The organism is Streptomyces sp. Ru72, from assembly GCF_002920635.1.
Lineage (GTDB): Bacteria > Actinomycetota > Actinomycetes > Streptomycetales > Streptomycetaceae > Streptomyces.
Window position 1 is genome coordinate 13840 of sequence record NZ_PQSR01000006.1, and the last position, 22688, is coordinate 36527.

19 protein-coding genes are annotated in these 22688 nt (G+C 71.3%); 10 read left to right on the forward strand and 9 right to left on the reverse strand.

The genetic code is table 11. The features are described from left to right. Positions 1-17: 17 nt before the first annotated feature. The 3 genes from C3488_RS04475 to glgX all read right to left on the reverse strand — a co-directional run bounded on the left by C3488_RS04475 (position 18) and on the right by glgX (position 6247). A complete protein-coding gene (locus C3488_RS04475; RefSeq protein WP_103837981.1) occupies positions 18-1886 on the reverse strand; it encodes an ABC transporter ATP-binding protein in 1869 nt (622 codons plus the stop codon). Next, positions 1883-3703 (reverse strand): ABC transporter ATP-binding protein, encoded by a 1821-nt coding sequence (locus C3488_RS04480; RefSeq protein ID WP_103838080.1) that lies wholly within the window; start codon positions 3701-3703, stop codon positions 1883-1885. Before C3488_RS04480 ends, C3488_RS04475 begins: the two co-directional genes overlap by 4 nt. Before the next feature lie 282 nt (positions 3704-3985). Continuing rightward, positions 3986-6247 carry a glycogen debranching protein GlgX gene (glgX, locus tag C3488_RS04485; RefSeq protein WP_103837982.1) on the reverse strand — a complete coding sequence of 754 codons (2262 nt, stop codon included), beginning with the start codon at positions 6245-6247 and terminating at the stop codon, positions 3986-3988. A 151-nt stretch (positions 6248-6398) separates the two neighbouring features. On the opposite strand from glgX, the gene C3488_RS04490 reads away from it, so the two are divergent. The 6 genes from C3488_RS04490 (at position 6399) to C3488_RS04515 (ending at position 12979) form a co-directional block, all read left to right on the forward strand. Next, complete coding sequence (locus C3488_RS04490; protein ID WP_103837983.1) at positions 6399-7613, forward strand: Ig-like domain-containing protein; 1215 nt, start codon at positions 6399-6401, stop codon at positions 7611-7613. Between the two features lie 349 nt (positions 7614-7962). After that, entirely contained in the window at positions 7963-9192 is a 1230-nt protein-coding gene (locus tag C3488_RS04495) for an Ig-like domain-containing protein (RefSeq protein WP_258053289.1), read from the forward strand. An 88-nt stretch (positions 9193-9280) separates the two neighbouring features. After that, positions 9281-10048 (forward strand): enoyl-CoA hydratase/isomerase family protein, encoded by a 768-nt coding sequence (locus tag C3488_RS04500; RefSeq protein WP_103837985.1) that lies wholly within the window; start codon positions 9281-9283, stop codon positions 10046-10048. A gap of 314 nt (positions 10049-10362) precedes the next feature. Then, positions 10363-10866, forward strand: coding sequence for an ATP-binding protein (locus C3488_RS04505; protein WP_103837986.1), 504 nt, complete (start codon positions 10363-10365; stop codon positions 10864-10866). 62 nt (positions 10867-10928) lie between these two features. Beyond that, on the forward strand, positions 10929-11804 hold the full coding sequence (locus C3488_RS04510) for a polysaccharide deacetylase family protein (RefSeq protein ID WP_103837987.1): 876 nt from the start codon (positions 10929-10931) through the stop codon (positions 11802-11804). After that, positions 11804-12979: a beta-propeller fold lactonase family protein gene (locus tag C3488_RS04515; RefSeq protein WP_103837988.1), complete on the forward strand. Its 1176-nt coding sequence runs from the start codon at positions 11804-11806 to the stop codon at positions 12977-12979. The genes C3488_RS04510 and C3488_RS04515 overlap by 1 nt, the downstream gene beginning before the upstream one ends. A gap of 4 nt (positions 12980-12983) precedes the next feature. Here C3488_RS04515 and C3488_RS04520 read toward each other — a convergent pair whose 3' ends face one another. Further along, entirely contained in the window at positions 12984-13622 is a 639-nt protein-coding gene (locus C3488_RS04520) for a GNAT family N-acetyltransferase (protein WP_103837989.1), read from the reverse strand. A gap of 45 nt (positions 13623-13667) precedes the next feature. Between C3488_RS04520 and C3488_RS04525 the strand changes: the two genes are divergently transcribed. Both C3488_RS04525 and C3488_RS04530 read left to right on the forward strand, forming a co-directional pair. Then, entirely contained in the window at positions 13668-14582 is a 915-nt protein-coding gene (locus C3488_RS04525) for a MerR family transcriptional regulator (RefSeq protein ID WP_103837990.1), read from the forward strand. Between the two features lie 59 nt (positions 14583-14641). Further along, positions 14642-14854 carry an EF-hand domain-containing protein gene (locus C3488_RS04530; RefSeq protein WP_103837991.1) on the forward strand — a complete coding sequence of 71 codons (213 nt, stop codon included), beginning with the start codon at positions 14642-14644 and terminating at the stop codon, positions 14852-14854. 45 nt (positions 14855-14899) lie between these two features. On the opposite strand, the gene C3488_RS04535 is transcribed toward C3488_RS04530, so the two are convergent. Together C3488_RS04535 and leuA are read right to left on the reverse strand one after the other, a co-directional pair. Further along, a complete protein-coding gene (locus C3488_RS04535) occupies positions 14900-15688 on the reverse strand; it encodes an ABC transporter ATP-binding protein (RefSeq protein ID WP_103837992.1) in 789 nt (262 codons plus the stop codon). After that, a complete protein-coding gene (leuA, locus tag C3488_RS04540) occupies positions 15685-17409 on the reverse strand; it encodes a 2-isopropylmalate synthase (protein WP_103838081.1) in 1725 nt (574 codons plus the stop codon). The genes C3488_RS04535 and leuA overlap by 4 nt, the downstream gene beginning before the upstream one ends. Before the next feature lie 199 nt (positions 17410-17608). Between leuA and C3488_RS04545 the strand changes: the two genes are divergently transcribed. Further along, positions 17609-18358 carry a FadR/GntR family transcriptional regulator gene (locus tag C3488_RS04545; RefSeq protein WP_103837993.1) on the forward strand — a complete coding sequence of 250 codons (750 nt, stop codon included), beginning with the start codon at positions 17609-17611 and terminating at the stop codon, positions 18356-18358. 76 nt (positions 18359-18434) lie between these two features. Next, positions 18435-19097: an NADPH-dependent F420 reductase gene (locus C3488_RS04550; RefSeq protein ID WP_103837994.1), complete on the forward strand. Its 663-nt coding sequence runs from the start codon at positions 18435-18437 to the stop codon at positions 19095-19097. Between the two features lie 129 nt (positions 19098-19226). On the opposite strand, the gene C3488_RS04555 is transcribed toward C3488_RS04550, so the two are convergent. The 3 genes from C3488_RS04555 to C3488_RS04565 form a co-directional block, all read right to left on the reverse strand. Continuing rightward, a complete protein-coding gene (locus C3488_RS04555) occupies positions 19227-19784 on the reverse strand; it encodes a glycoside hydrolase family 25 protein (RefSeq protein ID WP_103837995.1) in 558 nt (185 codons plus the stop codon). Positions 19785-19879: 95 nt separating this feature from the next. After that, positions 19880-20911: a phosphatidylinositol-specific phospholipase C domain-containing protein gene (locus C3488_RS04560; protein ID WP_181138878.1), complete on the reverse strand. Its 1032-nt coding sequence runs from the start codon at positions 20909-20911 to the stop codon at positions 19880-19882. Positions 20912-21206: 295 nt separating this feature from the next. Beyond that, entirely contained in the window at positions 21207-22574 is a 1368-nt protein-coding gene (locus C3488_RS04565; RefSeq protein ID WP_103837996.1) for an L-serine ammonia-lyase, read from the reverse strand. Between the last annotated feature and the right edge of the window lie 114 nt (positions 22575-22688).

The window sequence follows — 22688 nt, forward strand, 5'->3', positions numbered from 1 at the left end:
TTCGCCTCGGTAGGCGCTCACGCCAGGCTGTCCCGCCAGGCACGGTGCAGATCCGCGAACCGGCCCGTCCCCGCGATCAGTTCCGCCGGGCTGCCGTCCTCGACGATGCGGCCGCCCTCCATCACGAGCACCCGGTCGGCGATCTCCACCGTCGACAGCCGGTGCGCGATCACCACGGCCGTACGACCCCGCAGCACCGTCTCCATCGCCCGCTGCACGGCCCGTTCGCCGGGGACGTCGAGGGAGCTGGTCGCCTCGTCGAGGATCAGCACCGCCGGGTCGGCGAGCAACGCCCGGGCGAACGCGACGAGTTGCCGCTGCCCGGCCGAGATCCGGCCGCCGCGTTTGCGGACGTCGGTGTCGTAGCCCTCCGGAAGTGCGGCGATGAAGTCGTGCGCGCCGATCGCCTTCGCCGCCTGCTCCATCTCCTCGCGGGTGGCGTCCGGACGGCCGATCGCGATGTTCTCGGCGACCGTCCCGGAGAACAGGAACGCCTCCTGGGTCACCATGACCACCCCGCGCCTGAGGTCGGGCAGTGCCAGGTCGCGCAGGTCCACGCCGTCCAGCAGGACGCGGCCGTCGGTGGGGTCGTAGAAACGGGCCAGCAGCTTGGCGAGCGTCGACTTGCCCGCTCCGGTCGCGCCGACCACCGCGACCGTCTGCCCGGCCGGCAGGGTGAGCGAGAAGCGCGGCAGCACCTCGCCGCCCGTGCGGTACGCGAACCGGACCTCCTCGAAGACCACCTCGCGGCCCGGCCGGTCGCCCTTCAGCGGCGGCAGCTCGGCGGGGTGGACCGGCTCGGGCACGGACGGCGTCTGCGCCAGCAGCCCCGCGATCTTCTCCAGCGAGGCCGCGGCCGACTGGTAGGAGTTCAGGAACATGCCGAGCCGGTCGATCGGGTCGTACAGCCGGCGCAGGTACAGCACCGCCGCCGCCAGGACACCCAGCGCGAGGGAGCCCTCCGCAACCCGGTACGCGCCCCACAGCACGATTCCGGCCACCGCCGTGTTGGCCACTAGGCGGGAGCCGGTGACATAGCGGGCCATCTCCAGGAGCGCGTCGCCGTTGGTCCGCTCGTGCCGCCGGTTCAGGACGCGGAAGTCGGCGTCGTTGGCCTCCTCCCGGCGGAACGCGCGCACCGGGCGGATGCCGTTCATGGTCTCCGCGAACTTCACGATCACCGCGGCGATCGCGGTCGACCGCCTGCGGAAGACCCGTCCCGCCCGGCGCCGGTAGAGCCGCACCAGCCCGTACAGCGGTACCAGGGAGGCCACCGCGACCGCGCCGAGGCCCACGTCGAGCCAGAGCAGCATGGCCGAGATGTAGACGAACGACAGGATGACCGTGACCAGTTCCTGAAGGCCCTCGCTGAGCAGTTCGCGCAGCGACTCGACATCCGTCGTGGACCGCGAGATCAGCCTGCCCGAGGTGTAGCGCTCGTGGAAGTCGACGCTCAGCGCCTGCGCGTGGCGGAAGATGCGGCCGCGCAGATCGAGCAGCACGTCCTGGTTGACGCGGGCGGAGGCGATCGTGAACGCGTACTGCAGGACGCCGGAGGCCGCGGCGGACAGCAGGTAGCCGACCGCCACCGCAGTCAGCGGGCCGTGGTCGCCGCGACGGAACGCCGGTACGGCGCGGTCGATGGCGTACGCCACCAGCAGCGGGCCCACCTGCACCGCCGCCTGCTGGAGCAGCAGCAGGACGCAGGTCAGGACCGTTCGGGCCTTGAGGGGGGCGAGCAGCGAGCGCAGCAGCGCGGCGGTGGCTCCCGGAGGTGTGGGGAGGGCGTCGCGGTCGAAGGGGTCGCCGGAGGCGGCGGGGTCCGGGGCGGGTCCCTCCGGGTCCTGTTCCTCGTCGTTCGGCGCGGTCGTCGTGGGCGCCGTCATAGGACCTCCTCGCCGTCCTGGGAGTGTGCGGGGTCTCCGGACATCAGATGGGCGTACTCGGCGTTGGTGCGCAGCAGTTCCTGGTGGGTGCCGACGGCGGCGATGCGGCCGCCGGAGAGCAGGGCGACGCGGTCGGCGAGCAGGACGGTGGACGGGCGGTGCGCGACGACGAGGGCGGTCGTGCCCTCGAGCACCCGGCGCAGGGCGGCCTCCACCGCGGCCTCGGTGTGCACGTCGAGGGCGGAGAGCGGATCGTCGAGGACGAGGAAGCGGGGGGTGCCGACGACGGCGCGGGCCAGCGCGAGGCGCTGCCGCTGGCCTCCGGAGAGGCTGAGGCCCTGCTCGCCGACCTGGGTCCGGGTGCCCTGGGGGAGGGCGTGGGCGAAGTCGGCCTGGGCGACGGCGAGGGCGCGCTCCAGCTCCTTCTCGCCGGCGGTGTCGGGGGCGCCCATGAGGACGTTGGCGGCGACGGTGGCGGAGAAGAGGGTGGGTTCCTCGAAGGCGACGGCCACCTGGGAGCGGAGCTCTTCCCGGGGCATGGCGGTGATGTCGACTCCGTCGAGGGTGATGTGTCCCGAGGTCACCTCGTGCAGGCGGGGGATGAGCGCGGTGAGGGTGGTCTTGCCGCTGCCGGTGGCTCCCACCAGGGCCATGGTCTCGCCGGGGCGGATGTGGAGGTCGATGCCGTCGAGGATCGGCCGGGAGTCGGCCGGGGCGTCGGGGTAGCGGAAGGAAACGTTGTCGAACCGGAGGCCGTCGGGTTGCTCGGTGCCAGTGCCGGTGCCGGCCGGGGGTTCGGCCCGCGACTGTGCGGTACGAGGCGCCTCCGGCTCCTCGTCCATGACTTCGAAGTACCGCTCCGTGGCCGTCGCCGCCTCCTGGCTCATCGCCAGCAGGAAGCCGATGGACTCCACCGGCCACCGCAGTGCGAGAGCCGTGGAGAGAAAGGCCACCAGCGTTCCCGCCGACAACCCGTCGTTCGCGACCTGCACCGCCCCGACGACCAGAGCCGCCCCGAGGGCCACCTCCGGCAGCGTCACGATGACCGCCCAGATCGCCGCCAGCAGCCGCGCCTTCGCCAGCTCCGTTCCGCGCAGCGTCCGCGACAGCTCCCGGAACGCCCGCGCCTGGCTGCGGTGCCGCCCGAACCCCTTGATGATGCGGATGCCGAGCACGCTCTCCTCGACCACGGTCGTCAGGTCGCCCACCTGGTCCTGTGCCCGCCGCGCCACCAGCGCGTACCGCCGCTCGAACACCCAGCACATCACCACGACCGGGATGCCCGGCCCCAGGACGACCAGTCCGAGGGTCCAGTCCTGGAGCAGCATGATGACCACACCCACCAGGATCGTCACGCCGTTCACCAGCAGGAACGTCAGGGGGAACGCCAGGAACTGACGCAGCAGCATCAGATCCGTCGTGCCCCGGGACAGCAACTGCCCGGACGCCCACCGGTCGTGGAAGGCGACCGGCAGCCGTTGCAGATGCCGGTACAGATCCGCCCGCATCTCCGCCTCGACGTGCGACAGCGGCCGCGCCACCAGCCACCGCCGCACCCCGAACAGCCCGGCCTCGGCGATCCCGAGCAGCAGCAGGTACAGCGCGCCGAGCCAGACCCCCGCCGGGTCCCGGTCGGTGACGGGGCCGTCCACCATCCACTTCAGGACGAGCGGGATCACGAGTCCCACGCAGGAGGCGAGGATCGCGACGAACGCCGCGGTGAACAGCCGCAGCCGCACCGGGCGCACATAAGGCCACAGGCGCAGCAGGGTGCGGACGGCGGAACGGTCGCTGGTGGTTGCACGTGTCGTCGGCATCAGTGCGAGCCTACGGACCGGCACTGACACTGCCCACCGAGTTTCGGCCCGGTCGAGATCCACCGCTGGTCCTACGACCTGCGTGTTCGAGGGACCGTACGATCCGGCGGACACACGGTCGTATCACCCTGTCAGCCGATCGGTTGATGTGCTTTGAGCGGGGACGGCCGATCTGCTTCACCGTCGAGGAGGGCGAGAACGGCGAGGCGTCGACGACCGCGCGGCGGCGGTGGCGGTGGCCCACGGCCGGGCGATCCTGGGCCGACAGCGGCAGGGCCCGGGTCAGGCCGCGACCTTCAGCAGCAGCACCGCACGGGCCGGCACCGTCACCGTGGTCCCCGCCCGGTACTCCGACCCCGGGGCCTCCGCCTGTTCCTCGCGGGAGGTGTCCACGACCAGTTCGTAGCGCTCGGCCCACGGCGGCCCCGGCAGTACGAAGCTCACCGGGCCCTCCCCGGCGTGCAGCACCGCGAGAAAGCTGTCGTCCACCACGGGTGCCCCCCGGGCATCCCTGCCCTGTATGTCCCGGCCGGACAGATACATGCCGAGGGTCGCGGCGGGAGCGTACCAATCGCGTTCGGTCATCTCCGCCCCCCGGGGGGTGAACCACGCCAGGTCCCTCAAGCCGTCCGCCGCCTGCGGTCGCCCGGAGAAGAACGCCCGGCGGCGCAGCACCGGATGGCGGTGGCGCAGCGCGATCAGACGGGACGTCAGGTCGAACAGCGCCCGCCAGCCGGGGTCGGCGCGCAGCCCCCAGTCCACCCAGCCGATCTCGTTGTCCTGGCAGTAGGCGTTGTTGTTGCCGCGCTGGGTGCGGCCCATCTCGTCGCCCGCGACCAGCATCGGCACGCCCGTCGACAGCAGGAGGGTCGTCAGGAGGTTCCGCAGCTGCCGGCGCCTGAGCGCCCGTATCCGCTCGTCGTCGGTCTCGCCCTCCGCCCCGCAGTTCCATGAGCGGTTGTCGTCGGAGCCGTCGCGGTTGCCCTCGCCGTTGGCCTCGTTGTGCTTGCGTTCGTACGACACCAGGTCGCGCAGGGTGAAACCGTCGTGCGCGGTGACGAAGTTGACCGACGCGTACGGGCGGCGGCCGCCCCACGCGTACAGGTCGCTGGACCCCGACAGGCGGTACCCCAGATCCCGCACGTCCGGCAGCGCGCCCCGCCAGAAGTCCCGTACGGCACCCCGGTAGCGGTCGTTCCACTCCGTCCACAGCGGGGGGAACGCCCCGACCTGGTAGCCGCCCGAACCCACGTCCCACGGTTCCGCGATCAGTTTCACCCGGCGCAGCACGGGGTCCTGGGCGATGACCGCGAGGAACGGGGAGAGCATGTCGACGTCGTGCATGGACCGCGCGAGCGCCGCCGCGAGGTCGAAGCGGAAGCCGTCCACGCCCATCTCCGTCACCCAGTAGCGCAGCGAGTCGGTGATCAGGCGCAGCACCTGCGGCTGCACCACGTGCAGGGTGTTGCCGCAGCCGGTGTAGTCCGCGTAGCGGCGCGCGTCGGACTGCAGCCGGTAGTAGCCGCGGTTGTCGATGCCCTTCAGCGACAGCGTCGGGCCCAGCTCGCCCGCCTCCGCGGTGTGGTTGTAGACCACGTCGAGGATCACCTCGATCCCGGCCGCGTGCAACGCCTTCACCATGCGCTTGAACTCGCCGACCTGCTGGCCGGCCGTGCCGGTGGAGGCGTAGGCGGCGTGCGGGGCGAAGTAGCCGATCGAGTTGTAGCCCCAGTAGTTCCTCAGGCCGCGGCCCAGCAGGTGGTCCTCGTGCGCGAACTGGTGCACGGGCAGCAGTTCGACGGCGGTCACGCCCAGCTCCACCAGGTGCTCGACCGCCGCCGGGTGCGCGAGGCCCGCGTAGGTGCCGCGCAGCTCCTCGGGGATGTCCGGGTGCAGCCGGGTGAAGCCGCGCACGTGCAGCTCGTAGATCACCGAGTCCGCCCACGGCGTCTTCGGGCGGTGGTCGTCCGCCCAGTCGTCGTCATCGTGCACCACGACGCCCTTGGGGACGTACGGAGCGGAGTCCCTCTCGTCGCGCACGGTGTCGGCGACGTGCTGGTCGGGCCAGTCCCGCACATGCCCGTACACCTCGGGCGGCAGGGAGAACTCGCCGTCCACCGCGCGCGCGTACGGGTCGAGGAGCAGCTTCGCCGGGTTCCAGCGGGCGCCGGTCCACGGGTCCCAGCGGCCGTGCACCCGGTAGCCGTACCGCTGTCCCGGCATCACGCCCGGGACGAAACCGTGCCATATCTCGTGCGTCAGTTCGGTCAGCCGGACCCGGGTCTCCCGACTCTGCGGACCCGGCCCGTCGAACAGGCACAGCTCGACCGCCTCCGCGCCCCCGGCCCACAGCGCGAAGTTGGTGCCCGCGACCCCGTCCGGGCCGGTCCGGAAGCGCGCCCCGAGCGGGGTGGGCGCACCCGGCCACACGGGCACCGCGGGCACCGGGCGCCGCCTGCCGTTCAGCACGGCGGCAGAGCGGGCGGACCGTCCCTCGCCCGCCCGCTCCTCCTGCACTGCCTCCTGCTCGGCTGCGCTGGACACCTACACGCCTCCCGCGGCTCGCGGAACGACGGGAAACGGGTGCACGGCGTCCCGGCCGCCCGCCCTCGTCCCGTCGTCCTCCCCCCTGTTCTGCCCATTGCGCGGCTCGCACTCACGTTTCCCGGGAGCGGCTGGGTCGTTGAGACAAGTCGTGACGGAGGTATACACGCGCGCGCGGCGCGCGGGCGCCGCACTGGCCGCGGCGCTGACCTGGGCGGCCCTCCTGGCCGGCTGCACCGGCCAGGGACTCGACGGCGTCTTCGGAAAGAATCCCGCGCCCGCGGACCTCATCCGGATCTCCCCCGGCGACGGCAGCAGGGCCGTGCCGGCCGGCCGGCGGCTGCGGGTGCGGGTGGCGAGCGGCCGCCTGGAGTCGGTGACCGTCGTCAGGTCCCAGGACGCCCGGCAGTCCCCGGTCCCCGGCCGTCTCTCGGCGGACGGCACCGTCTGGGAGCCGGACGACCCCCGCCTCGCCCTCGCCGCCCGGTACACGGTCGACGCGGTGGCCCGCGACGGCCACGGTCGCCGCTCGGCCCGTCACGCGTCGTTCACCACGTTCGTCCCCGAGCAGCGGTTCATCGGGTACGTCATCCCGGAGGACCACTCCACCGTCGGCACGGGAATGATCGTGTCTCTTCAGTTCAACCGGCAGATCGAGAACAGGGCCGCCGTCGAGCGCGCGATCCGTGTGACCGCCAGGCCCGCCGTCGAGATCCGCCCGCACTGGTTCGGCAGGGACCGCCTGGACTTCCGACCCAGGGACTACTGGAAGCCGGGCACCCACGTCACCGTCACCCTGCGGCTGCGCGACGTCGAGGGCGCGCCCGGTGTCTACGGACAGCAGTACCGGACCGTCGTCTTCACCATCGGCCGCAGCCAGGTCTCTCTCGTGGACGCGGCCCGGCACACCATGCGGGTCCGCCGCGACGGCCGGCTGCTCGCCACCGTGCCGATCACCGCGGGCGCCCCGAAGACGACGACGTACAACGGGAAGATGGTGGTGATGGAGATGCTCCCGGTCACCCGCATGAACAGCCGCACGGTCGGTTTCGGCGGCGAGTACGACATCCCGGACGTCCCGCACGCCATGCGCCTGACCGAGTCCGGCACCTTCGTCCACGGCAACTACTGGGCTCCGGACGCCCCCGGGCACAGCAACGTCAGCCACGGCTGCGTGGGCCTGAAGGACGTCAAGGGCGGCGGCTCCGAGACCCCGGCAGGCTGGTTCTTCGACCGCAGCCTCGTCGGCGACGTCATCGAGGTCGTGCACAGCGACGACAGGCAGGTCGCTCCCGACAACGGGCTCGGCGGGTGGAACATGAGCTGGAGCGACTGGACAGCGGGCGGGGCCGTCGACCACCCCTGAACGGACGTGCGTCAGCGGGAGCATTCGGCGTGTCGGGCATCGAAACGGACTTTCGCCCACGCCGCCGACCACCGCCGTGCAACCTCGGGCCGGTGCCAAGCATCAAGTGCTGTGGAACGAAGATGCCGCCCGCGATCACCTGATAGGTGACAGGCCGGCTCGTCGGCACGTCAGGGGGGCGCATCCGGCAGTCGACGGTGCCCCTTCGCGCGGTCCCGAGTTGGGACTGAACAGTGACAGCGACGGGGAGTCATCGGGCCGTGGCGTGTGATTGATTTGCGCAATGCGCGTCGGGGATGCGTGCAGTGGGGGGCCTGAGGCGATCAGGCCGTGCGAGGGGAGAGGGAACGTGAACGGGCGACCCATATCGGGCGCGTCGACCGGTGCGCGGGGACGTGGTGGCAAGAGTTTCTCGGCGCTGATACTCGGTGCCCTCCTGCTGACCGCCACCGCGTGCGGCGGGGGAGGGGCGAGCGGTGACGCGAAGGACAAGGACTCCGGCAAGGCGGCGGCCAAGCAGTCGCAGGCCGTCGTCACCATAGCCCCGAAGGACGGCGCCAAGGGCGTGGACACCGGCGGCGCCCTCAAGGTGACCGCCGCCAAGGGCAGACTCACCCAGGTCAGGGTCGAGGACCCCAAGGGCCGCGAGATCGCCGGGACCATCACCGGCGGGGGTGCCTCCTGGACCCCGTCGACCCACCTCGCCGCGGCCACCACGTACAAGGTGCACGCGGTCGCCAAGGACGCCTCGGGCCTGACCTCCGCCGCGGACTCCTCGTTCACCACGCTCACTCCGAAGCAGACCTTCGTGGGCGTCTACACGCCCGACAACGGCTCCACCGTCGGCGTGGGCATGCCGTTCTCGGTCCGGTTCAGCCGGGGCATCACCCACCCGGCCGACGTCGAGAAGGCCATCACCATCAAGACCGAGCCCGCCGTCGAGGTCCGCGGCCACTGGTTCGGCAACGACCGCCTCGACTTCCGGCCCAAGGACTACTGGAAGCCCGGCACCAAGGTCACCGTGAACCTGAACCTCGACGGCGTCCAGGGCCGCCCCGGCGTCTACGGCGAGCAGGCCAGGACGGTGAGCTTCACCATCGGCCGCAGCCAGGTCTCCACCGTGGACGCCAAGGCGCACACGATGGTCGTCAAGCAGGACGGCAAGGTCGTCAAGACCCTGGCGGTCACCACGGGCAAGCCCGGCTACGACACCTGGAACGGCCAGATGGTCATCAGCGAGCGCCAGGTGGTGACCCGGATGAACGGCGAAACGGTCGGCTACGGCGGCGAGTACGACATCAAGGACGTGCCGCACGCCCAGCGCCTGACCGACTCCGGCACCTTCATCCACGGCAACTACTGGGGCGGCGACGCCTTCGGCAACTACAACGCCAGCCACGGCTGCGTCGGCCTGCGCGACGTGAAGGGCGGCTACGACAGCTCGGTGGCGGCCGCCTGGTTCTACAACCACTCGATGATCGGTGACGTCGTCATCGTGAAGAACTCCCACGACGCCACGGTCGCGCCCGACAACGGGCTCAACGGCTGGAACATGCCCTGGGACCAGTGGATCAAGTAACGGCCGATCCGCACCTGACCGGGCCCCGTGTGCCGCTGTGAGCGAGCACACCGGGCCCGGTGCCGTTAGTCCCCGTTAACCTCCTCCCATGACTGTGCATCTCGAAGTCGCCGAGGGCGTGGGCACCGTCCGCCTGGACCGCCCGCCGATGAACGCGCTGGACGTCGCCACCCAGGACCGGCTCAAGGAGCTCGCCGAGGAGGTCACGCGCCGCGACGACGTGCGCGCCGTGGTCCTCTACGGCGGGGAGAAGGTGTTCGCCGCGGGCGCGGACATCAAGGAGATGCAGGGCATGGACCACACCGCGATGGTCCTGCGCTCCCGCGCCCTGCAGGACTCCTTCACCGCCGTCGCCCGCATCCCCAAGCCCGTCGTCGCCGCCGTCACCGGCTACGCCCTGGGCGGCGGCTGCGAGCTGGCGCTCTGCGCCGACTATCGCATCGCAGGCGAGAACGCCAAGCTGGGACAGCCGGAGATCCTGCTCGGCCTCATCCCGGGCGCGGGCGGCACGCAGCGGCTGGCCCGGCTGATCGGCCCGTCCAGGGCCAAGGACCTGATCTTCACGGGGCGCCAGGTGAAGGCGGACGAGGCGCTGACGCTGGGCCTGGTCGACCGGGTCGTCCCCGCCGAGCAGGTGTACGCCGAGGCGCACGCCTGGGCCGCGAAGCTCGCCCAGGGTCCGGCGATCGCGCTGCGCGCCGCCAAGGAGTCGATCGACACGGGTCTTGAGACGGACATCGAGACCGGTCTCGCGGTCGAACGCACCTGGTTCGCGGGCCTGTTCGCGACGGAGGACCGCGAGCGCGGGATGCGCAGCTTCGTGGAGGAGGGGCCGGGCAAGGCGAAGTTCGTCTGAGGACCGGCCCACAGGGCCATAACCTGAGCATTGTTCAGCAAGTCCCGCTGATCCACTCGTAGTTGACGCGGCGTCCGGTTGCGTGTCCCCCGATGGGGCGGATTATGGAAGCCTTAAGGCAACCTTAAGGCTGTCGTGCCGACCTCAGTCGGCGATTGCCCCCAACTGGCCCGTTTCCGCAGGCCAGTTGGGGTCCGGCAACCCCCGGATTGCGACTGGCATATGCCAGTCGAATGGTGAGGAATGTGTGCTTCCGGGGGGCGTATTCCGTCGTAACGACCCCGAGCCCCCCTCCGGACGGCCATGATGGGTCCATGGCGGGGCTGGAGGGTATGGAGCCGTCGCGGCAGCACGGGAGTGCCACCGCGGCACGCTGGTCGCCTGCGGTCGAGGACGAACAGGCGCTCAAGGCGCTGGAGTTGTACGGGAACCCCGCCGAGGCCGATGTTCCGCTGCCGTCCCGGCCGGAATCCGCCGCCACCGCGCGCAGGCTCGCCCAGGTCGTGATCCTGCGGCAGTGGGGCCTGGGTCCCCGCATGACCGAGGACGCCGTCCTGCTCGTCTCCGAACTCGTCGGGAACGCCGTACGCCACACCGGCGCGCGTGTCTTCGGATTACGGATGCTGCGGCGCCGCGGCTGGATCCGCATCGAGGTCCGCGACCCCTCCCGCGGACTGCCGTGCCTGATGCCCGTACAGGAACTGGACCTCAGCGGCCGTGGCCTGTTCCTCGTCGACAAACTCGCCGACCGCTGGGGCGTCGACCTGCTGCCGCGCGGCAAGACCACCTGGTTCGAGATGCGGGTCGCCGAGCGGTGACCGCGACCCGCCTCTTCCAGGAAAGGGTCAAATCGTCGATTTCGGCATCAACCCGTCCTTAAATGGGGAGAGTGACCACCCCCGTCCCTCCCTCCTCGTCCAACCGTGAGACCGACCGTGGGCCCGACCGCGAGACGGACACCGCGCGCACGGCGCCCGGCCGCCGCGCGGCTCTGCGCGTGGGCGCGGGGCTCGCCGCCGGTGCCCTCGCCGCCGGCTGTTCCCCCGGCGACACCGTCGTCCACCGGGCCCTCCCTTCCCGCCCCACCGGAACCTCGCGCTCCGCCACCGGATCGCGGGTCCCGGTCGCCGCACCCGTCCCGCGTTCCCTCCCGGGGCGGCCCACCCAGATCGCGAACGGTCCACGCAACCGCCCCCGGGTCGCGCTCACCTTCCACGGCCAGGGCGACCCCTCCTACGCCACGGCGATCCTCGAGGCGGCCGAGAAGGCGGGCGCCAAGGTCACCGTCCTCGCGGTCGGCACCTGGCTCGACGAGCACCCCGAGGTCGCCCGCCGCATCCTCGAGGGCGGTCACGACCTCGGCAACCACACCCTGCGCCACCTCAACATCAACACCATGTCCGAGCAGCAGGCGTTCGCCGAGATCAAGGGATGCGCCGAGCGGCTGCGGCACCTCACCGGAGGCATCGGCGCATGGTTCCGCCCGTCCCAGGCGCAACGCGCCACCCCGCTCGTCGAACGCCTGGCCCGCCGCGCCGGCTACCCGCACATCCTGTCCTACGACGTCGACTCGCTCGACTACACCTCACCGGGGGCCGCCGCCGTCACCCGCAAGGTCACCGACGACATCCGCAACGGATCGGTGGTGAGCCTGCACTTCGGGTACCCGGACACGGTCGCCGCCGTCCCCGACATCCTGCACGCACTCAAAGACCGCGGCCTCGCCGCGGTGACCACCACGGAGCTGCTGAGCTGATGCATCCCTCGAACGTCACGCGCGCACTGATCGCCGGCGCCGCCCTCGCCGTGCTGGCCGGCTGCAGCAGCGGATCCCCCCACAAGAAGGACGAGGACACCGCCTCCAGGACGCCCGTCCGACGCGCCCAGCCGCAGGCCCCCCAGGGACTGCCGGGCATGCCGCCCGTGCTCGACCCCAAGGACGTCTACGCCGCCGACCGCCCGGGGCAGCTCTCCCCGGTGGTCAAGGGCTTCCGGTCCCGGGTCTACGTACCCAACACCAACTCCGACACGGTCTCCGTCATCGACCCGAAGACCTACAAGGTCATCGAGACGATCCGGGTCGGCCGCCAGCCCCAGCACGTGGTGCCCTCCTGGGACCTGAAGACGCTGTGGGTCAACAACGACCTCGGCAACTCCCTCACCCCCATCGACCCGAGGACCGGCGAGGCGGGCAAGCCGGTCGCCGTGCACGACCCCTACAACCTGTACTTCACACCGGACGGCAAGTACGCCGTGGTGATGGCCTCCAAGGACCGCCAGCTGGTCTTCCGCGACGCGCACACGATGAAGGTGAAGAAGGCCGTCCCCGTGAGCTGTTACGGCGTCAACCACGCCGACTTCTCACTCGACGGCCGCTACTTCGTCGTCTCCTGCGAGTTCAGCGGCGAACTGCTCAAGGTCGACACCGAGAAGATGAAGGTGATCGGCCAGCAGAAGCTGCGCCACCGCGGCGCCATGCCGCAGGACGTCAAGATCTCCCCGGACGGCAAGAGGTTCTACATCGCCGACATGGTCGCCGACGGCATGTGGATCCTGGACGGCGACACCTTCGCCGAGCCGTCCTTCCTGCCCACCGGCAAGGGCACGCACGGGCTCTACGTCAGCCGCGACTCCCGCGAGATGTACATCTCCAACCGGGGCGAGGGCACCATCTCCGTCTTCGACTTCAAGGAGAACCGGCTGACCAAGAAGTGGCGCCTGCCGGGCGGCGGCAGCCCCGACATGGGCGGTGTCTCGGCGGACGGCAAGGTGCTGTGGCTGTCCGGCCGCTACAACTCCGAGGTCTACGCCATCGACACGGAGACCGGCCGGCAGCTGGCCCGGATCAGGGTGGGCAGCGGCCCCCACGGCCTCGCCGTCTACCCACAGCCGGGCCGCTACTCGCTCGGCCACACGGGCGTCTTCCGCTGACGCCTCACGGCAGGAGGAGCAGCGCCTCCGCGCCGACCGGCAGGTAGCCCGCCGCCTGGAACGCCCGCATGCTGCGGGCGTTCCCCGGCGCGATCTGCGCCCACACCGGCTCGGCGGCCAACTGCCGGGCCGCACCCACCAGCCGCCGCCCGAGCCCCCTCTGCCGTGCCCCCTCGTCCACCTCGACCGAGACCTCCAGCCGCCCGGCGACCCCGCGCCCCAGCACGAGCACGCCGCCGTCCGCCGCCCAGGCGCGCACCTCGTCGCGCCGCCGGCGGGCGTAGACGACCCGGGGATGGTCGGGCTCCTTGATCTCCTCCAGTGCGAGCGACGGCTCGCCCGGCAGGGGGGAGCCGACGAGGAGGGCGTCGACGGATTCGCTCCTGCGCCCGGTCCGCTCCATGAAGGCCGTGAGGAACCGGGCGTTCATGGTCGCGGCGAGAGCGTCGCAGTCGGTGCGCCGCACCGCCTCCCGTACCCATCTCGGGTCCTCGTCCGTGAACACGACGGAGTGCGCGGTGAAGGAGAGGACCCCCGCGTCCCGGTGCGAGGCCTGCGGTACGACGGTCGTACGGCCGTCCGGTGGCGGAAAGACATCCCTGGCCGCCGCGTCGAGAATGTCCCGCAGTGTCCCGGCCACCATCCGCTCCTTGAGTCTCCACCCACTGGAAGGCCCAGACTCGCAGACGTGATCGACGACGGCACCGGCCTTTTCACCATCGGCGACCTGGCCGGCGCCACCGGACTGACCGTGCGCACCATCCGCTACTGGTCGGACGAGGGCGTCCTGCCTCCGGTGGCCCGCTCCACGGGCGGCTACCGGCTGTACGACGCAGCCTCCGTGGCGCGCCTGGAGCTGATCCGCACCCTGCGCGAGCTGGGCCTCGGCCTGGCAGACGTGCGCGGAGTGCTGGCGGGCGAGCGGACGGTCGCGGAGGTGGCGGCCGCGCACGTGGCGGCCCTGGACGCGCAGATCCGGGCTCTGAAGGTGACCAGGGCGGTGCTGTCGACGGTGGCGCGACGGGGTTCGAGTGCGGAGGAGATGACTCTGATGAACAAACTGGCGCGGCTGTCGGCGGCGGAACGGAAACGGATCATCGATGACTTCATGGCGGAGATCTTCGAGGGTCTCGACACGGTGGACCCCGACATCCGCAAGCGGCTCAGGTTCGCCGCGGCGAACCTGCCCGACGACCCCACGCCCGAGCAGGTCGACGCCTGGGTGGAGCTCGCGGAGCTGATCCAGGACCCGGACTTCCGCGCACACATGCGCAGGATGGTCGAGTTCAACGCTGCGGACCGGGGGCCGGACGTCCCGGCGGGAACGTCCCTGTGGTTCATGAGCCGCCTGGTGCAGTTGGCGGGCCAGGCGCTGCGGCAGGGCATCGCCCCTGAGGCGCCGGAGGCCGAGGACGTGTTGCGCGAGCTGCTCGGTGACGGGGACCGAGCCGCCGTACTGGAGCGTCTGACGGCGGTCTCGAACGTCCGACTCGCCCGCTACCGCGAGTTGACCGCCGTCGTGAACGGTCTCGAGCCGCTGCCGTCGCCCGACGAAGAGTTCGCCTGGGTGGTCGCGGCACTGAGGGCCCGCGTGGCCCGTTAATCTGACCTGCGTCAGTACGACAGCAAGACAGAAGAAACGCGACACAAAGGGGCGGACCGGTGCCGGACATCGAGGAAGCACGCAAGCACTTCGCGCGGATCGACGCGGACGGTGACGGTTTCATCACCGCCGCGGAGTTCAAGACCGCCCTGGCTCAGGAGGGCGACTGGAACGTCACCGAGGCGGTGGCCGAGGCCATCATCAAGTCCCGTGACCTCAACGGCGACAAGGTGCTGTCCTTCGACGAGTTCTGGGCGCACCTGAGCAAGTGACGCGACAGGGGGGGCGCCGGTCCTTGCGGGCCGGCGCCCCCTTCGTCATGCGCGGCGGCCGATCCGGACGGTCCAGCGCCCGTCCCGCCGCTCCAGCGTGAGCGGCAGATCGAAGCACTTGCCGACCTGGTCGCCGGTCAGCACCTCGGCGACCGGGCCCAGGGCCAGCACCCGGCCCTCGCGCAGCAGCACGGCGTGCGTGGTGCCCGGTGGCAGCTCCTCCAGGTGGTGCGTGACCAGGACCGTCGCCAGACGCGGATGCGCCAGGCGCAGCTCCTCCAGCGCGCCGATCAGCTGTTCCCGGCCCGGCAGGTCGAGGCCGGTGGCCGGTTCGTCCAGCAGCAGGAGCCGGGGCTGCGGCATGAGCGCGCGGGCGATCAGGGTCCGGCCGCGCTGGCCCTGGGAGAGCGTGGGCCAGCGCGCCTCGCGGTGGTCGGCGAGTCCGAGGGTCCGGATGAGCTCCCCAGCCCGTTCCTCCTGTTCCGGTGCCGGCTGCGACCGGGGGACCGGCTCGACGGAGTTGGTCAGCCCGGTCAGGACCACGTCCCGCACCCGCAGCGGCGAGCTCAGCGGATGACGCGGGTCGACATGACCCACCGAGGACCTGAGCTCCCGCAGGTCGACGCGCCCCAGACGGCGCCCGAGGACCTCAACGGTGCCCCGGGTGGGGTGGATCAGGGCACCGAGCAGGCCCAGCAGGGTGGACTTGCCCGCGCCGTTCGCGCCGAGCAGGGCCCAGTGCTCGCCGGCCCGGACGGTGAGGGACACCTCCTGCAGGATCGGCCGCCCGTTCCGCACGACGTCGACGTCCTCCGCCCGCAGCACCTCCGTCATCGGGTCGCCGCCCGGTTCACCGCGGAGAGCACGGCCCGGACCGACGCCGAGACGGACGAGCTGTCCCGGCCCGCTCCCCAGACGGTCGTCCCGTCGACCCGGCACTCGGCGTAGGCGACCACATCCCCGTCCACGCCCGCCTGCTCCGCGAAATCCAGCACCTGAACGGTGTGCCCGGCGCCGGCGAGGGCGTCGGCGAAGGCGGTCAGCGGGCCGGTGCCCGTGCCCTCGTGGTCCCCGGTGCGGTCGTCGGTCTGAAGCGTGCAGACGAAACGGTGTCTGCCGGAGGCGTCCAGGTGCGTCTCCCAGGCGGCCAGCCGCACCTGGCCCTCCTCCAGATACGCCGCCCGGAACAGCTCGGACACCTCTTTGGGCGTCGCCTCCCTCCCGCTGTCGTCCGTCGTCTCCTGGACGACCCGCGAGAAGTCGGGGCGCATGCGGGCCGGCAGGTCGATGCCCGCGTGCATACGCAGCAGGTACGCCACACCGCCCTTGCCGGACTGCGAGTTGACCCGGATCACCGCCTCGTACGAGCGCCCCACGTCGGCCGGGTCGATCGGCAGATACGGCACCGCCCACGGGGCCTCCCTGTCGGCCACCCCCGACTCGGCCGCCGCGCGCGCGTGATGGTCGAGTCCCTTGCTGATCGCGTCCTGATGCGTGCCGGAGAACGCGGTGTGGACCAGGTCGCCGGCGTACGGGTGGCGCGGGTGGACCGGCAGCCGGTTGCAGTGCTCGACCGTCGCCCGGACCGCGTCGAGGTCCCGGAAGTCGAGCATCGGATCGACCCCTTGTGCGTAGAGGTTGAGGGCGAGGGTCACCAGGTCGACGTTCCCGGTGCGCTCTCCGTTGCCGAAGAGGCAGCCCTCCACGCGCTGCGCTCCGGCGAGGACGGCGAGTTCGGCACAGGCGACGCCCGTGCCGCGGTCGTTGTGCGGGTGCACGGACAGGATCACCGCGTTCCGGCGGGCGAGGTGCCGGTGCATGTACTCGATCTGGTCGGCGTAGACGTTGGGGGTGGCGATCTCCACCGTTGCGGGAAGGTTGTGGGTGACCGGCCGGTCGGGGCTCGCGTCCCACAACTCGGACAGTGCGTCGCACAGTTCCAGAACGAAGTCGGGCTCGGTGAGGTTGAAGGTCTCGGGCGAGAACTGAAAGCGGACGTACGAGGACGGCATCCCCTCCGCGCGCCGCGCCATGCGGGTCGCCGCCTCCCGTACGGTCCGCCACACCCCGGCCCGGTCCCGCCCGAGCACGACCTCGCGCCACACCGGTGAGGTCGCGATGTACAGGTGCACGACGGCCCTCGGCAGGCCCTCGATCGCGTCGAACGTCGTGTCGATCAGATCGGGGCGCGCAGGCGTGAACACGACGGGCGTGACGTCGTCCGGGACGGCACCGGTGGTCACCAGATGGCGTACGAAGTCGAAGTCGGTACGGCTCGCCGATGGGTAGCCGACCTCGATCTCCTTGAACCCGGTGGCGACCAGCAGGTCGAAGAGGCGGCGCTTGCGGGGCGTGTCCATGGGCTCGGCCAGCGCCTGGTTGCCGTCCCGAAGGTCGACGGGGACCCACAGGGGGGCGCGCTCGAGGCGGGCGGAGGGCCAGCTCCGGTCCTCGGCGGGGACGTGCACGCGCTCGTGGAAGGGGCGGTATCGGTGGTACGGCATGGGGCCGGGACGCTGGGGATTCCACACCGGCGTCTCGTGGGTGGTGGTCATCGTCTGCTGCTGCCTTCGGCTCGGTCGGACGGTGACCGGCAGCACGGCGTCCCGCGGCGGGGCGCCGGTCGCGTCAAACCCCGCCGCGGCAGCCGAGGAGAAGGAGACCGCGGAGCGTCATGCCGGTACGCTATCGACTGCTCAGCTCCTCAGACAAGTACGAACCGCTCTACTCCTCAGACAAGTTGGTGATCCCATCATGCCGCTCGACGCCGTCCGCCCCAGCCCGCTGGTAGAACAGGCCGCGGACCGGCTGCGCGCGCAGATCACCGGCGGCCACTGGCCGATCGGCACCCGGCTGCCCGGGGAGACCACGCTCGCCAAGGAGCTCGGCGTGGGCCGCTCCACGGTCCGGGAGGCACTGCGCGCGCTCGCCGGCGCGGGACTGGTGCAGCCGCGTCACGGCTCCGGCGTCTTCGTCACCGCGACCGAGCCCGCCGAGGACTGGCCCACCCGGCTGCGGCGGGCGGCGGTGACGGACGTCTACGAGGTCCGCATGGCGGTCGAGGTCCACGCGGCCCGCCTGGCCGCGCACCGTCGCACGTCCGACGACATCGCGGCGATCCGGGCGGCGCTGGAGGACCGGCGCACGGCCTCGGCGGCCGACGACGCCGCGTTCGTCGACGCCGACATCGCCCTGCACAGGGCGGTGGTCGCGGCCGCGCACAACCCGGTACTCGCCGACCTCTTCGCCGAGTTCACCCCCGCCCTCAGGGAGGGCCTCGTCACCCTGCTGTCCCTGACCGGCCTGCGCGACCAGGACGCGAACACGGGAGACGACACCCACGCGGCCCTCGTACGGGCCGTGGCGGACGGGGACGCGGAGGCCGCCGGCGCCGTACTGTGCGAGGAGTTGGAGGGGACGCTCGCCCTGTTGCGGGGGCAGACCCGGGAATCCCGTCGGCGGTATGCCGCAGGGACGTCACCCGTTCGCCACAGAACGGAATAGCCCGGCCGTGCCCCGGGGTTGGTCCTGCCCACAGAGGCTGTGAAGAACACCGACCCCCGGAAGGGCGAGGCCAGTCATGAAGATCGGCATCATCGGCGCGGGCAACATCGGCGGCAACCTGACCCGGCGGCTCACCGCCCTCGGCCACGACGTCTCCGTCGCCAACTCCCGAGGCCCGCACACGCTCACCGCACTGGCGGAGGAGACGGGCGCGACTCCCGTCAGCGTCGGCGAGGCGGCCCGCGGCGCAGAGGTCGTCGTGATCACGATCCCGGTGAAGGCGGTACCCGACCTGCCCTCCGGGCTGCTGGACGGCGCGGCGGAGGGGGTCGCCGTGATCGACACCGGCAACTACTACCCGCAGCAGCGGGACGGGAGGATCGCGGCGATCGAGGACGAGGGCCTCACCGAGAGCCGCTGGACCGAACGGCAGATCGACCACCCCGTGATCAAGGCCTTCAACGGCACCTACGCGCAGGACATCCTGGAGCGACCCCGCCCGGCCGGCGCCGCCGACCGCATGGCGCTCCCGGTGGCGGGCGACGACGAGTCGGCGAAGGCGAAGGTCCGGGACCTGATCGATGAGCTCGGCTTCGACACGGTGGACGCGGGCGGCGTCGACGACTCCTGGCGCCAGCAGCCCGGTACCCCGGTGTACGGCCTGCGCGCCGGCGTCGAGGAGGTCACCAAGGCGCTGGAGCAGGCGTCGCCCGGGCGCTCCGCGGAGTTCCGCGCGTAGGCGTCGCCTCGTCGAAGCGCGTCCGGCGCCCCGCGGGGGCCGCCGGACGTGAGCCGTACCGGACCTCGGCGACGGAGCCGGCGAGCGCGACGCCCTGAGGGCGGCCCGCCGAGCGGCGGCGGGCGTCCATCACGCGTCCCCGGCCCACTCCTTGAGCGCCGCCTTGCTGGAGAAGTTCGCCACGTTCCGGTCCACCGGGTCCGACGTGTACTGGTGGAAGCGCCACCGGGCCTTGATCCGGGGCTGGCCCTCGGTGATGTAGTCGGCGATCCACAGGCCGTCCCCGGCGTAGGACGTGGTGTCGACGGTCAGCCAGAAGTGGCGGCTGGTGTACAGGAGCACGCGGTGGTCCGGGCGGAGCTGCTTCACCTTGCGGATGAAGGCGTCCTTCTCCGCGTTGCTCGCATGCGTCCCGTCGCCGGTCGTCTCCCAGTCCACGGCGAGCAGGTCGCCCGCCCTCTCCGGAGCCTTCCCGACGAAGTACTCGGCCTGGGCGGTGATGTCACCCGGCCACAGGAAGTGGTAGAAGCCGACCACGCAACCGGCGTCCCGGGCGGTCTTCGTCTGGGCGGAGAGTTTCGGGTTCACATACGAACGCCCCTCCGTCGCCTTGATGAAGACGAAGGAGAGGCCCACCGTGTCGTATGCGGAGGACTGGTAGGCGCTGACGTCGATGCCTCGCAGCATGGGGGCTCCCTGAAGGTGGTGGGGGGAACAGGTATCGGCAGGATCGATGCCTGTTGTCACCTTTGTACGGGTGGTATGCCCCCTGCGTTCGGACGTCAGCCCCGGTCGGCCGCCGAACTGAGGACCGACGCCGACTTCGCCGCCCAGTCGGAGGTGATCACACTGGCATGGTCGTGGGCGAGCAGCGACAGGCGTGCCGCGACCTCGGCGTCCGTCGGGTCGGTGGACGAGATCGCCGGAGCGACGCCGGCCGCGTCCGTCATCACCAGGATGTAGTGGTCGGTGTCGTACCAGGACGTGTCGTAGCCCTTGTCGACGTACGTCGCCGCGTCCCCGTCGAAGAACACGAACCACGGGCGGATGGAGGCGTCGTAGCGGCCGGCGCGCGGGTCGCCGGTGGCCGCGCCGAGAACCGCGGGGAAGGCCTGAGCCTTGGAGATGTTCCCGGCGGCGTACAGGTCGCGCAGGTGGTCGCCGTACTCCCGGTCGGTCCAGTAGTGGTCGAACGGGTTGTTCATCTCGACCGTGCCGGGGATGAGTTCGAGGAGGACCTTGCCCTTGAGGGAGTCCCGGGAGGGCCAGGCGTTCGCCTTCGCGGCTTCGTCGAGCGTGGAGTAGGAGGAGCCGAGCAGGTCGGACGGCTTGTAGACGATGCTGCCGAGCTTCTGTTGCACCAGTGCGTCGAACTCGTCGGGCCCCAGGCCGCGGTTGTTGTTGAAGCCGTTCTTCATCTCCACCTTGAAGACGATCGGCCGGTGGTCGGGGTGCAGCTGGTGCCAGGCCGCGATGTTGTCGAGGCAGCTGCCGAGGTCCTGGTTGCGGCTCTTGCTGTACAGCTCGCTCGGAGTCTTCGCGGCCTCGCAGTTGTTGTCGTCGCCGAACGGATTGCTGTGACTGACCCGCCAGCGCTTGCTGATGCTGTCGGTGTAGACGTCCAGTTCCAGAAGTGAGGCCCCCGAGTCGAGGGCCTGGGCGAAGTAGGTGTACTTGGCCTTGTCGTACGCGTTGTGCGTCCCGATCGTGGTCGCGTCCGCGAACGTGGGCGACGCCGCGTGGGCGTTCCCCGGCACGACCGTCAGCATCGCGGCGGCACCCAGCGGCGCCGCCAGCCGTCTCACCACACGCATGAGCCAACTCCCCTTCGTTGTCACCGAGTTGGCGGCAGCGTAGGAGAGAGTGGTTACCGTGCGGTAGCCCCCGGACGAAGCGCAGGAGCGCGCCGGCGGCACGTTTCAGCAGAACGTGGTTCCACGACAGCGGTCCGGGTCGGCCACTGGGCATCAGGAGCACTCGGCCGGCAGCCTTCCCGCACTGAGACGCGGCCGGGCGACCGACCACCGCGTGGCGCGGTGGCTCGGGTGTCCCGTCAGGACCGAGGGCCGGTCCCGGCAGCCGCGACGTGCCAGGTCGGGGCCGGTTCCCTCAGCACTCGATGATGTTGACGGCCAGCCCGCCCCGCGCCGTCTCCTTGTACTTGACGCTCATGTCCGCGCCGGTCTCCTTCATCGTCTTGATGACCTTGTCGAGGGAGACCTTGTGCGAGCCGTCGCCGCGCATCGCCATCCGGGCCGCCGTGACGGCCTTCACCGCGGCCATGCCGTTGCGTTCGATGCACGGGATCTGGACGAGGCCGCCGACCGGGTCGCAGGTCAGGCCGAGGTTGTGCTCCATACCGATCTCGGCGGCGTTCTCCACCTGCTCGGGGGTGCCGCCCAGCACCTCCGCCAGCGCGCCCGCCGCCATGGAGCAGGCCGAGCCGACCTCGCCCTGGCAGCCGACCTCCGCGCCGGAGATGGACGCGTTCTCCTTGAAGAGCATGCCGATCGCTCCCGCGGCGAGCAGGAAGCGCACGACCCCGTCCTCGTCCGCGCCGGGCACGAAGTTGATGTAGTAGTGCAGGACCGCCGGGATGATGCCCGCGGCGCCGTTCGTGGGCGCGGTCACGACCCGGCCGCCGGCCGCGTTCTCCTCGTTCACCGCCATCGCGTAGAGCGTGATCCACTCCATCGCGCGGGCCGTGGCGTCGCCCTCGGCGCGCAGCTGGCGTGCGGTGACGGCCGCCCGGCGGCGCACCTTCAGGCCGCCGGGCAGGATGCCCTCCCGGGACATGCCCCGCGCCACGCACCCCTGCATGACCCGCCAGATGTCCAGCAGTCCGGAGCGGATCTCCTCCTCCGAACGCCACGCCCGCTCGTTCTCCAGCATCAGCGAGGAGATCGACAGGCCCGTCTCCTTCGTCAGCCGCAGCAGTTCGTCGCCCGTGCGGAAGGGATACTTCAGGACCGTGTCGTCGAGCTTGATGCGGTCGGCGCCCACCGCGTCCTCGTCCACGACGAAGCCGCCGCCGACCGAGTAGTACGTCTTGGAGAGCAGCTCCTCGCCCTCGGCGTCGTACGCCCACACCGTCATGCCGTTGGCGTGGTACGGCAGCGCCTTGCGGCGGTGCAGGATCAGGTCGTCGTGGAAGGAGAACGGGATCTCGTGCTCGCCGAGCAGCTTCAGACGGCCCTCCGCCTTGATCGCCTCGACCCGCTCGTCCGCCGTCTCGACCTCCACCGTGCGCGGGGAGGCGCCCTCCAGGCCGAGCAGGACCGCCTTGGGGGTGCCGTGACCGTGGCCGGTCGCGCCGAGGGAGCCGTACAGCTCGCAGCGCAGGGACGCCACCGAGGCCAGCAGGTCCTCGTTGCCCAGTCGGCGGGCGAACATGCGGGCCGCGCGCATCGGGCCGACCGTGTGGGAGCTGGACGGGCCGATGCCGATCGAGAAAAGGTCGAAGACCGAGACGGCCACGGATGACTCCTCACTACGGGGGTGGTGCAAAAAGGGGTGGTGCAGAAGGGGCGGTACAGGGGTGCGGGCACCGCGCACGCCGGTACTCCCAGTGTGCGCGGTGCCCCGCAGAAG

Coding starts and splice junctions, on each gene's coding strand:
- C3488_RS04475 (WP_103837981.1), bottom strand. CDS start 1,886: ATGACGGCGCCCACGACGACCGCGCCGAACGACGAGGAACAGGACCCG.
- C3488_RS04480 (WP_103838080.1), bottom strand. CDS start 3,703: ATGCCGACGACACGTGCAACCACCAGCGACCGTTCCGCCGTCCGCACC.
- C3488_RS04500 (WP_103837985.1), top strand. CDS start 9,281: ATGACTGTGCATCTCGAAGTCGCCGAGGGCGTGGGCACCGTCCGCCTG.
- C3488_RS04505 (WP_103837986.1), top strand. CDS start 10,363: ATGGCGGGGCTGGAGGGTATGGAGCCGTCGCGGCAGCACGGGAGTGCC.
- C3488_RS04510 (WP_103837987.1), top strand. CDS start 10,929: ATGGGGAGAGTGACCACCCCCGTCCCTCCCTCCTCGTCCAACCGTGAG.
- C3488_RS04515 (WP_103837988.1), top strand. CDS start 11,804: ATGCATCCCTCGAACGTCACGCGCGCACTGATCGCCGGCGCCGCCCTC.
- C3488_RS04520 (WP_103837989.1), bottom strand. CDS start 13,622: ATGGTGGCCGGGACACTGCGGGACATTCTCGACGCGGCGGCCAGGGAT.
- C3488_RS04535 (WP_103837992.1), bottom strand. CDS start 15,688: ATGACGGAGGTGCTGCGGGCGGAGGACGTCGACGTCGTGCGGAACGGG.
- leuA (WP_103838081.1), bottom strand. CDS start 17,409: ATGACCACCACCCACGAGACGCCGGTGTGGAATCCCCAGCGTCCCGGC.
- C3488_RS04545 (WP_103837993.1), top strand. CDS start 17,609: ATGCCGCTCGACGCCGTCCGCCCCAGCCCGCTGGTAGAACAGGCCGCG.
- C3488_RS04550 (WP_103837994.1), top strand. CDS start 18,435: ATGAAGATCGGCATCATCGGCGCGGGCAACATCGGCGGCAACCTGACC.
- C3488_RS04555 (WP_103837995.1), bottom strand. CDS start 19,784: ATGCTGCGAGGCATCGACGTCAGCGCCTACCAGTCCTCCGCATACGAC.
- C3488_RS04560 (WP_181138878.1), bottom strand. CDS start 20,911: ATGCGTGTGGTGAGACGGCTGGCGGCGCCGCTGGGTGCCGCCGCGATG.